This window comes from Kutzneria sp. 744, from assembly GCF_000568255.1.
Taxonomy (GTDB): Bacteria; Actinomycetota; Actinomycetes; order Mycobacteriales; family Pseudonocardiaceae; genus Kutzneria.
Genome location: NZ_KK037166.1, coordinates 5,751,019 through 5,752,688, shown reverse-complemented (window position 1 = coordinate 5,752,688; position 1,670 = coordinate 5,751,019). Strand labels below are relative to the sequence as shown.

At 71.2% G+C, this 1,670-nt stretch carries 3 protein-coding genes; 2 read left to right on the top strand and 1 reads right to left on the bottom strand.

Features of this window, described 5'->3' with window-relative positions:
- Positions 1 to 198 precede the first annotated feature (198 nt).
- Positions 199 to 765, top strand: a complete 567-nt coding sequence (locus KUTG_RS25930) for a SigE family RNA polymerase sigma factor (protein ID WP_232240941.1) — start codon at positions 199 to 201, stop codon at positions 763 to 765.
- 191 nt (positions 766 to 956) lie between these two features.
- On the opposite strand, the gene KUTG_RS25925 is transcribed toward KUTG_RS25930, so the two are convergent.
- Positions 957 to 1,223, bottom strand: a complete 267-nt coding sequence (locus tag KUTG_RS25925) for a hypothetical protein (RefSeq protein ID WP_157494771.1) — start codon at positions 1,221 to 1,223, stop codon at positions 957 to 959.
- On the opposite strand from KUTG_RS25925, the gene KUTG_RS25920 reads away from it, so the two are divergent.
- On the top strand, positions 1,222 to 1,599 hold the full coding sequence (locus KUTG_RS25920) for a hypothetical protein (protein WP_043720342.1): 378 nt from the start codon (positions 1,222 to 1,224) through the stop codon (positions 1,597 to 1,599). The genes KUTG_RS25925 and KUTG_RS25920 overlap by 2 nt on opposite strands.
- The last annotated feature ends 71 nt before the right edge of the window (positions 1,600 to 1,670 follow it).

The window sequence follows — 1,670 nt, the reverse complement described above, 5'->3', positions numbered from 1 at the left end:
ACCCGGCCGGAATCTGGTTCCCGCACGTCTACGGGCCGATCAACGTCGGCGCGGTGGTGGCGGCGGTGGAGTTCCTGCCAACGGCCGAAGGCTTCCGCCTGCCCAAGGAGTTGGCTGAATTGTAACCTTTCAATGCCGCAACCTCAGCCCGTCTCACACGACCTTCTAACAGTTGGTCACAGGGGAGGGGATCAGGAAGTGAGCGCACCACTGAGTGTCTTGGGGGCGGAGAGCAGCGGCACGTGGACGGTCGTCCCGGCGCAGCGAGAGGTCCGGTCCACCGCCACGGCGGTCGACACCGACTTCGCCGAGTTCGTCCGCACCGCGCTGCCCGGCCTGCTCAGATACGGGCACGCCCTGACCGGGAACCCGCACGACGCGGCCGACCTGGTGCAGACCGTGCTGGAGAAGGTCGGGTCGCGCTGGCTCGGCCGCCGGGCCTTCTGCGACGAGCCGCTGGCCTACGTGCGCAAGGCGATGGCCAACGCGCACGTCAGCATCTGGCGGCGGACCCGCCGCGAGAACCTGATGGCCGAAATGCCCGACAACGCGTTCGAGCAGTTCGACCGTCTCGACAACGAGCCGCTGTGGCAGGCTCTGCGAGGGTTGCCGCCGAGGCAACGCGCCGTCATCGTTCTGCGTTACTACGAGGGGCTGTCCGAGGCGGAGATCGCCGCGACGCTCAGCATCAGCAAGGGGACGGTGAAGAGCCAGGCGAGCAAGGCGTTGGTCACGCTGCGATCGAGCCTGAGGGGGTTGAGGTGACCGGTGGACATCGACGACGAGCTGCGCAAGCTCTTCGCCGACGATCGCCTGGACGTGCCCGCGCGGCCGGAGGCCGAACGCGTCGTCGTCACGGGGGCGCGGCGGATACGCCGTCGCCGGAGCCGGGGTGGTCTTCGGCGGCGGGATGCTGTCGGTGGCGACGGTGCTGGTCGCCGGCACCGCCTTCGGCGTCAGCGGTGACGCGCCGCCGAGCACGCCGCTGGCGGCCGCCGAGAGTTCCGGGCTGACCACGACGACGACGCCGGCGCCCACCACGACCACGACCACCATCGGCGCACCATCACCGTCGCGCCGCCGCCGGTCACCACCGAGGCGCAGAAGTCCGCGCCGGCGTCGTCGATCCCGACGACAACCACCACGACGCCGACCAAGGCCAAGCCGCCGGCCAGCCCGCTGGCCTTCGGTCCCACCACGGTCGGGCAGCTGCGGCTGGGCATGACCGTCGACGAGGCGGAGGCCACCGGGCTGATCCGGCCCAACGCCCAGCCCGTGGACTCGGCCGGCTGCAAGGGCTACGACTGGTCCGGCCAGGCGGCCGCGCCCGCGTACTACTCGCTGCTGTTCTCGCCCAAGTTCGGCCTGGTCCGCATCGGCGGGCGGGCCGACGCCGAGACGCCCGAGGGCATCTACCGGGGCTCCTCCGAGGAGGACGTCCGCGCGGTGTACCCGGACCAGGCCAAGCCGCACATGGGCCGCAACGAATGGGTCACTCCGGTGCCCGGCAACCCGAGCGCGAACTACTGGCTGGTGCTCAGCAAGCACGTCGTCACCGACGTGCGGCTGGAGCTGGCCACGCAGGACTGCTACCAGTAGCGCTGGGTTCCCCGCGGTCAGATCGCGCCGCCGGCCACCCTCGGGGCGGTCGGGTCGGCGCCCTCGGCGCC

Coding starts and splice junctions, on each gene's coding strand:
- KUTG_RS25920 (WP_043720342.1), top strand. CDS start 1,222: ATGACCGTCGACGAGGCGGAGGCCACCGGGCTGATCCGGCCCAACGCC.
- KUTG_RS25925 (WP_157494771.1), bottom strand. CDS start 1,223: ATGCCCAGCCGCAGCTGCCCGACCGTGGTGGGACCGAAGGCCAGCGGG.